The sequence below is a fragment of the Geobacillus jurassicus NBRC 107829 genome (assembly GCF_001544315.1).
GTDB classification, from domain to species: Bacteria; Bacillota; Bacilli; order Bacillales; family Anoxybacillaceae; genus Geobacillus; species Geobacillus jurassicus.
Genome location: NZ_BCQG01000049.1, coordinates 18,669 through 27,090 on the forward strand (window position 1 = coordinate 18,669; position 8,422 = coordinate 27,090).

At 44.7% G+C, this 8,422-nt stretch carries 10 protein-coding genes; 1 reads left to right on the top strand and 9 read right to left on the bottom strand.

The genetic code is table 11. The annotated features are described in order from the left end of the window. Positions 1-14 precede the first annotated feature (14 nt). Complete coding sequence (locus GJ1_RS13570; RefSeq protein WP_066233429.1) at positions 15-1,844, bottom strand: assimilatory sulfite reductase (NADPH) flavoprotein subunit; 1,830 nt, start codon at positions 1,842-1,844, stop codon at positions 15-17. 229 nt (positions 1,845-2,073) lie between these two features. On the opposite strand from GJ1_RS13570, the gene GJ1_RS13575 reads away from it, so the two are divergent. Beyond that, entirely contained in the window at positions 2,074-2,970 is an 897-nt protein-coding gene (locus GJ1_RS13575; protein WP_066233431.1) for a LysR family transcriptional regulator, read from the top strand. 93 nt (positions 2,971-3,063) lie between these two features. On the opposite strand, the gene GJ1_RS13580 is transcribed toward GJ1_RS13575, so the two are convergent. The 8 genes from GJ1_RS13580 to GJ1_RS18870 all read right to left on the bottom strand — a co-directional run. Beyond that, a complete protein-coding gene (locus tag GJ1_RS13580) occupies positions 3,064-3,624 on the bottom strand; it encodes a hypothetical protein (protein ID WP_066233434.1) in 561 nt (186 codons plus the stop codon). Then, the gene (locus tag GJ1_RS13585; protein ID WP_083510005.1) at positions 3,533-4,960 is read right to left on the bottom strand and encodes a sensor histidine kinase; all 1,428 of its coding nucleotides are present in this window, start codon (positions 4,958-4,960) and stop codon (positions 3,533-3,535) included. The genes GJ1_RS13580 and GJ1_RS13585 overlap by 92 nt, the downstream gene beginning before the upstream one ends. Further along, complete coding sequence (locus tag GJ1_RS13590; RefSeq protein ID WP_066233436.1) at positions 4,953-5,621, bottom strand: response regulator transcription factor; 669 nt, start codon at positions 5,619-5,621, stop codon at positions 4,953-4,955. Before GJ1_RS13590 ends, GJ1_RS13585 begins: the two co-directional genes overlap by 8 nt. Positions 5,622-5,627: 6 nt before the next feature. Next, positions 5,628-6,176, bottom strand: coding sequence for a ferric reductase-like transmembrane domain-containing protein (locus GJ1_RS13595; RefSeq protein WP_066233439.1), 549 nt, complete (start codon positions 6,174-6,176; stop codon positions 5,628-5,630). A gap of 2 nt (positions 6,177-6,178) precedes the next feature. Next, a complete protein-coding gene (locus GJ1_RS13600) occupies positions 6,179-7,120 on the bottom strand; it encodes an FAD:protein FMN transferase (RefSeq protein WP_066233442.1) in 942 nt (313 codons plus the stop codon). A 2-nt stretch (positions 7,121-7,122) separates the two neighbouring features. Continuing rightward, entirely contained in the window at positions 7,123-7,419 is a 297-nt protein-coding gene (locus tag GJ1_RS13605) for a hypothetical protein (RefSeq protein WP_066233445.1), read from the bottom strand. Positions 7,420-7,434: 15 nt separating this feature from the next. After that, complete coding sequence (locus GJ1_RS13610; protein ID WP_066233448.1) at positions 7,435-8,076, bottom strand: copper amine oxidase N-terminal domain-containing protein; 642 nt, start codon at positions 8,074-8,076, stop codon at positions 7,435-7,437. Between the two features lie 33 nt (positions 8,077-8,109). Continuing rightward, positions 8,110-8,422: hypothetical protein (locus tag GJ1_RS18870; protein WP_217994771.1), on the bottom strand; the 313-nt coding region annotated here is incomplete at its 5' end.

The following is an 8,422-nucleotide window of genomic DNA, read 5'->3' on the forward strand; positions in this document are numbered from 1 at the left end:
ACTCCTTTGGATGATTAGTAGACGTCGCGTTGATACCGTTTTTGCTTTTGCATCTCGGTGACATACGCTTCCGCCTGTTCACGGCTCATGCCGCCCTCTTTTTCGATAATCTCGATCAATGTCTGATGAACGTCGCGCGCCATGTGTTGCTTGTCGCCGCACACATAGACGACAGCGCCTTCCTCAAGCCAGCCGAACAGTTCTTTGCTTCGTTCTTGCATCCGGTGCTGGACATATACTTTTCTTTCCGTATCGCGCGAGAAGGCGACATCCATTCGGGTCAGCACGCCGCTTTTCAGCCATGCGAGCCATTCGGTTTGATAGAGGAAATCGGTCATAAAATGTTGGTCGCCGAAAAAGAGCCACGATTTTCCGTTGGCGCCCGTCGCTTCGCGCTCCTGCATAAAGGCACGGAACGGCGCCACCCCGGTGCCCGGTCCGATCATGATGATCGGCGTATCGGGGTCTTTCGGCAGCTTGAAGTTCGGGTTCGGCTGAACAAAGACCGGCAATGTGTCACCGATTTGGATGCGCTCCGCACAGAACGTCGAGCACACCCCTTTGCGCAGGCGGCCGTGCGATTCGTAGCGGACGGCGCCGATCGTCAAATGCACTTCATCCGGATACGCCGCCAAGCTGCTTGCGATCGAGTACAGGCGCGGCGGCATTTTCCGCAAAATCGAGATGATTTGCTGCGGCGCGGCGTCCCACGGGCCAAAGTCGCGCAGCGCATCCAACAAATCGCGGCCTTTGGCGTATTCTTTCAGCTTCGCCTCATTGCCAGGCGCGACAAGCTCTTGAAGCGCGCTGTTTTTTGATAACGGCGCCAGCTTTTGCAGCAAAGCTTTTGTCAAGACCGTGATTTCAAAGTGCGACGTGAGCGCTTCTTTGAGCGACCGCACTTCTCCATCCTTGTCGATCGTCACCGTTTCTTCCGGATTCCACTTCATTTCTTGAATGACGAGATCGACAAGCTCCGGATCGTTTTTCGGGAAAATGCCAAGCGCATCGCCAGGCTCATACTTCAAGCCCGACCCTTCAAGCGACAATTCGAGATGGCGCGTTTCTTTGTTCGAACCGCGGCCGTTTAAGTTGATGTTTTCGAGCACCTCGGCCGGAAACGGGTTTTTCCGCGAATACACGGCGACCGGTTCCGCTTTCGGAGCTGCGGCAACAGCCGACAAGAGCGGAGCTGCCCCGGCGTTGGCATTCGCTTCTTTGCTTAACTCGCCAAGCACGCCATCGAGCCATTTCGCTGCTGCTTCTTCGTAATCGACATCGCAGTCAACCCGCGGATAAAACCGCGTTCCGCCCAACTCCTCAAGACGCTTGTCAAAATCTTTCCCCGTCTGGCAAAACTGCTCGTACGACGTATCGCCAAGCGCGAGAACGGAGAAGCGAAGATGATTGAGCTTTGGCGCCCGTTTGCTGTGGAGAAATTCGTAAAACGACACGGCGTTGTCCGGGGGATCGCCTTCTCCGTGCGTGCTCACAACAACGAGCAGTGTTTCGACTTTCTTTAGTTCATTCGGCTTGAAATCAAGCATTGACAACACTTTCGCTTCGAAACCGCGCTCCTTGAGCGCTTTGCCGGCTTTCTCAGCCAGCTTTTGTGCATTGCCGGTTTGCGAGCCGTACAATACCGTCACTTCTTTCGAAACCGGTTTGCTGCTTCCAGCAAACAGCGCCGGCGCTTCGGCATCCAAAACGGCAACCGCCGCCTCAGCCGCGGCCAAATACCCGCTCAGCCAAAGCTTTTGCGCCGGCGTCAACGTCGGCAACAAACGGTTCAGGAGCGCAATCTGCTCCTCGGTAAACGGACTGTTGGTTACTTGCAGCTGCAACGGTGTCCACCTCACAATATAAAATAAAATGGAACGATTGGCGTCGTTTCAGCCTCAACAACAAAACGAACGCCAAACTCCATTATTCCTATAAACCAAGTATACTTTAGCGAGGGTATCATATTTACACTTTACCGCAAAACAAAACATTAGTAAAATAAATATAAATTATTAAAACTATTAGTATTTCTAATAGTACAATCATCATCGGGACGGAGGAGAAGCGGATATGTACTATGAAGAGTTAAAAACGTTCATCACCTTAGCCGAAGTGAAAAACTTCACCAAAACGGCAGAAATTCTCCATTTGTCCCAGCCTAGCGTCAGCTTGCACATCAAAAATTTAGAAAAAGAGTTTCAGACGAAACTGTTCATCCGCTCCCCGAAACGGCTGCGCATGACACCAACGGGCGAGCTCTTGTACGACCGCGCCAAACAAATGATGGCGCTTTATGAACAAACGAAACAAGACATCTTGGAGCACCATCACGCGATCAAAGGAGAGCTGAAAATCGGCGCCAGCTTCACGATCGGGGAATATATTTTGCCGCCGTTTTTGCTCGATTTCCAGCATCGCTACCCTGAGCTCGAGCTGGAAGTCATGATTGGCAATACGAAAGAAATCGTCGAGCTCGTCAAGTCGTACCAAGTCGACATCGGCTTGATCGAAGGGCAAACGAACGAAAAAGAGCTGTCCGTCCATCCGTTCATGCAAGACGAGCTCGTCATCGTCGCCTCCAACCGCCATGAATTGGCGCAAAAAGGCGAAGTCACGATCGCCGATTTGCAAAACGAAGCATGGGTGGCGCGCGAAGTCGGGTCGGGGACAAGGGAATATTTCAACCACTTTATCCGCTCAAATGGCCTGAAGGTGAAATCGCTCATGATCATCAGCAGCAACCAAGGCATTAAAGAAACGTTGATTAACGGCAACGCCCTGTCCTTGTTGTCGCGCAGCGTCGTCGCCCGCGACATCGAGCACGGCCATCTGTCCATCGTTCGCCTGAAGCACTCGCCTTTTTATCGGATGCTTTCCTATGTCTATATGCCGATTATGGAAACTAAGCAAAATATGCATATTTTCATTCAAGCGCTCAAAAAGAAGTGGGCGTGCACTGAAAAATAAGCGGTGCAAAAGATGCACCGCCTTTTTGTCATCACAGTCCCGCCGTGTTTTATAACTAAAAAATTTTAGCAGCTCGTCTCATGTGCTGAAATTTTAGGATAAAATATGGATCGCGACTAAGATGCCCGCGGCTAATAATAATCCAATATGTGTTGAGCGGATCAAGGAGCTTGCTTTATTTTTTGAAAGAACAGCTCCAAAAACCGCCGCCACTCCCGCGAATACTATAGCGATAATGCCCATGTACTCCCTTATTTCCAACTCCCCTTCAGAGAAGTACATAAGGGCACCATGCGCTATAGCAAGCGCCAACGCAACTGCGCCAATAGGCATATGCCATGTTGCTAACCATTTTAAGAGAGAGACAAAGAAAGATTTTATGTTCGGAACAGTTCTCATAATGAATTTAGCATTTCGTCTCAATGGCAAAAGCGCCCCTGCCGATAAAGCAACAGAAACCGCTCCCCATCCTAACATCTCTCCGCTTTCCTTGGCCATTCCTTCCCCCTTTTCCCTGTGTTCTTCGTATTGCTCTCCATGCTCATAGAAATGCTCTCGTCCATCATCTGCAAACACACGATTGACTTGCACCGCCGCAAAACAAATTAACAAATATGCAATTGAAATGCTTAATGCCACCATCCATTTTTTCATTGTTTCCCCCCCCCCCGCTTTCAATAATGGTTGGTTGCGGAAGCGTCACAATGAATCGGCTTCCTCGTTTTTCTTCACTTTGTACATTAATCGTTCCGCCATGGGCATCAACAATCCATTTGGCGATCGAAAGACCAATCCCATATCCTTGTTGTCTTTGCGAACGCGATGGATCAACGCGATAAAATCTTTCAAATATATATTTTTGATGTTCTATAGGGATTCCAATTCCTGTATCCTTAATTTCAATCATCACATTTTTTCGATTACGTTCAACTTTTATACTGACCTGTCCATTTTCATTATTATATTTTACAGCATTATCCAACAAAATAAACATTAATTGGATGATTCTCTCTTTATCCCCATATACCATTATGTCTTCTTGCATATGGACAGTGAATCGAATCTGCTTTTGCTCCGCCAAAGGGCGGCATTTCCTGATCAGCTCGTTGACGACAGGAAACAACGGAAACCATTCTTTTGTCAACGTAATCGCATTGGAGTCAGAGCGGGCCAACCATAATAAATCATTCGTGAGCTTGGTCATTCTCTTTAATTCATCCTTCATATCATCCAATACTTGCAAGGAAAACTCCCCTAATTTTCCTTTTTCTTCTGATTCAATCACCTCAATTGAGGATTGAAGAATGCTTAAAGGAGTTCTCAGTTCATGAGAAGCGTCAGCAACAAACTCTTTTTGCCGTTTGAAAGCATTCGCAATCGGCACCATTGCTCTGCCAGACATATAGTACCCGAGGACAACAGACAACCCTATAAATACAATGGACATCACACACAATACACCTGTCAACACTTTGACAATGTAGACTTGCTCCGTTATGTTTATTCCCGTATAAATCGTTCCGATATATATTTTTTTTATCAACACCTGTTTTCCTGAAAGAAGGAACCATATTTTCTCATTGCCTATTGTTACTGTTTCGTAACGGACGTCTTTATTGCCTGGACGCCATCCATGAATCCGATGTAAAATATTCTCTCGAATCTCGGGAAAAGATTCTTCTCCTTTAATGACTTCTCCATCACGCGTAATGACGTAATAAAAAAATGGCATGCTGGAATGATGGGCAGAAATGCGCTCATCCGTATCATCATCGTCTGCATTCTTATAATACCAATTGAGAAGCTTAAATTTATGCTCCATATATTCCTCTTCCGCCAAATCGATCGCTTGCTGCCGTTGTTTCGTCATAATCAACGAAGACACGATCATATAACTGGCCGAGGTAAATAAAACAAAAAAAACAACAATGAGACTTGCAAAAAGAAGGGTGAGCCGGAAGCGCGTTTGTTTGAACATTTTGTCATTCATCGTTCAGCCTATACCCTACCCCTCGGATATTTTGAATCAAAGTGCCGTCGTCCCCCAGTTTTTTCCTCAAAATCCGAATAAAAGAATCAATATTGTTGCTGGAAATATCGGCATCAAGCCCCCAAACCCGCTCAATGATTGCCTCTCTCGTCAATATTTGATTCGGATGGCGCATAAACAGATCCATCAATTGAAATTCGCGATTTGTCAATTGAATTTTTTTGTCTCCTTTTTTTATGGAATATTCATTTAGACTCAACGAGAGGCTTCCTACTGAAAGCTCTTCTCCCCGAAACGGCTGAGTCATTCTCCTAGATAAAGCGCGAATCCGGGCGAAAAGCTCAGAAAACTCAAACGGCTTTACGACATAATCATCCGCCCCGCAGTCAAGCCCAGTCACTCGATCTTCAACTGCATCCTTTGCCGTTAACATCAAAATCGCTCCCTGAAACCCTTCTTTTCGCAACGCTCGACAAACTTCCGTTCCTTCTTTATGCGGCATCATCCAATCAAGAATCAACAGATCATAATCCGACTGTTTGGCAAAATAATAAGCATCCTCTCCATCTTGCACCCAATCCACAATGTATTTTTCTTTTTTTAACATATAAACAATCAGTTTTCCGAGCCGTGTATCATCTTCTGCTAATAGAATGTACATATTCTCTCACCCTCGGCTGCGATTGCTTTTTGGCGTTGCTTTATAAAAAAACCGGTAGACGATGAGAACGAAAAAACAAACGACAGCGCTAATATAAACGTATTGCGCCCAGGTTTCTTTGCTATCTGTCCCGATGAAAATTCCATGGATGCTGACGAGAATGAAGCTTGGAAAAATGAGATAATGAACCGTTTTCCATATGTTCCGCCCAATCTTTTTCATAAAATCGCTCGTTATAAATATAAAGAACATGGAATAGAAAGCAACAATCCCTAACCCGGTAAAAAACGGTTGATATCTGGAGAGAAACGGGATGAAAATTTCTTGTATAGAAAATGGCTGATAATCATCAAAATAAAGCAAAAAACCGTGAAAAAAAGCAAGCAGAAAAGCAAACCATCCCATCATTTGATGCGCTTGAAAAAGCACATGGCGCACATTTCTACTGATCATGCTCGCATTTTGAATAATCCCCAAACAGACAGATAGAAAAAGAAGAAAATAGGAACTAAATCCAGCCGCCCGAATCCATTCCCAAGTTGAAAACTGGATCATCTTTAAACCACCAACCTTTCAACGTACCGCGAAACAGAAGGGGTGATCAGCAGCTGCCCACTTTCGTTGACGATGATGCATGCTGCTTTAGGAAAATGTCTGTTTAACCACCGAATTCCCTCCTTTGCAGACATCATGCACAGTATTTTGGCAATCACATCTGCTTCTGAGGCACAACTAGCGAACACAGTCGTTTGCACGACATCGCTTTCCGGATTTTTCCCGGTCTGACCGTGAATAATATGATGAAATCTTCTCCCTCTTACGCTCCAACTCCGATAAAGAACATTAGAAGTCGCCACTGCTCCCGCGCCAATAGTGAAATTCGCAATATCTTCGTTTTCTGCAAAAGGATTCATGATGCCTATTTTCCGAGGAGCTCCCCCCCAAATCACCATATCCCCTCCAGCATCGATCATTCCTTGTTCTATACCTATCCCTTTTAATAAACGATAGGCCTGATCAACGCTCCATCCCTTTCCAATCCCACCAAGGTCAATTTCTTCATCAGTATGTTTCATGACTGCTTTTTGGTTTGGAAAAAACGATATACTTTTTCTTGAAGGTACAGAGCATCCACTTTTTTTGTTTTCTTTATATTCGAGAAAAAGCGGCTGTTGTTTTTGAAAAGGACGCTCATATCCCATATTTTTTAAGATAGATCCGACAAACGGATTGAAATAAAAGTCTGTTTTTGCCGCATATTGAAATGCTGCTTGCAATACATCATACAGGATGGGGTGGATAGGAACAATCATCCACGCCGGAGATTGATTTAATCTTGCCAATTCACTGTCCCTTTGAAAACGGGAACAAATCGATTCAAAAGTTGCAAACCAAGTTCGCATCATTGTTTTCCAGTCAATAGATGTCTTATCCGTAATCACTTCTACCTTAATCGTTGTTCCCATTCCATTGAATTCCAGTGATTGTTTCGTGCCCATAACTATGATCTCCTTGTTCGATTTTCCGACGGCGGCAACCCAGAAGATTGGCCCTTTGGCGTCAATGTAATCACTTCATTCGAGTATTGAACATCCCAATTTCCTTCATTCCAATCCAAAGACATTAATTCTTGTTCGCGTTGTCTCATCGTTTCATTGTTTTTCTCAGCAGTGGCAGTGGGGGAACTGTTAGTTTTCTGCTGATCCATTTCTGAGCTGTCTACTAGCTGAAGAAATGCAGTGAATAAAGCAACACCGCCCAAACCGGCAACCCATTTTACCCATTTGTTCGTTTTCATCCAAACGCCTCCTTGTTAATCAATTTGGATTTGCTCTCCCGTCCATGCTACTTGAAACCCTAGACCGTTAGCCAACACACTAATGGGAATATAGAGTTTTCCCTGCTCCATAAAGATAGGAAGCGGCATAGGTGTCTTTTTCATGTTTTCGTAAACCACCCTTGTGCCATTTCTGACAATTAAATAATGGTCACCCAACTGAATTTCACCTATTTGCGAATAAGGATAAATTGTCACAGAGGCACCTAAATATCTAGCTGTATCCTCAAGGGGTACAAATATTTGCCCTTGCTTAGGAATAACCATTATATAGAGTGGAGCTTTGGACATCAGACGAATCGGTACAATTTGTTTGGAAGAAATGGGAGTTTCCTCGTATTCATTTGGAATATCTGCTGAACGCGACCATTTATACCAATATTCTCTTCTTGCAATAGCCTGTTCCTCTCGATTAACCCCTTCACTTCGATACCCATGATTGTACTCGTCCCTATCTTCATCATAGTCTTCATAATCCTCTTCGTCTTCATACCTATCCGCATGACCTTTTTTTAGCTCATATTCATATTTTTCATTATCATGAGCATAGATAGAAGAAGTGCTGTATAACGCAAAAAGAAAGAGACATACAAATACACTGAGCGTTATTTTCCTCATAAAGAATTACTCCTTTCCTCCTTGTTTTTAACCTTATTGTAAACAGCGATTCTGAAAAAAAAATGAAAATGGGGATTTTGCAAGGGATAAGAACGGACGAAAGTATGTATGCTTACAAAGAACGACGAGAGACGGCAAAAAAGAATGGCCATCACTCGTCGTATTTTGGTTCAAAAATGATCTCAAAAGAATAAACAAAAAATCTTTTCCACCCACTCTGCTCGAGTGCGAAATGTGAAGTTTAACGCCATTCCCTAAATCATTAACAATAGCACTCAACTGTGCAACATTCTGCCGCTTCTTTTTCTGCCGCTTTTTCTTCGATTTCGATACGGCAGCACTCTTG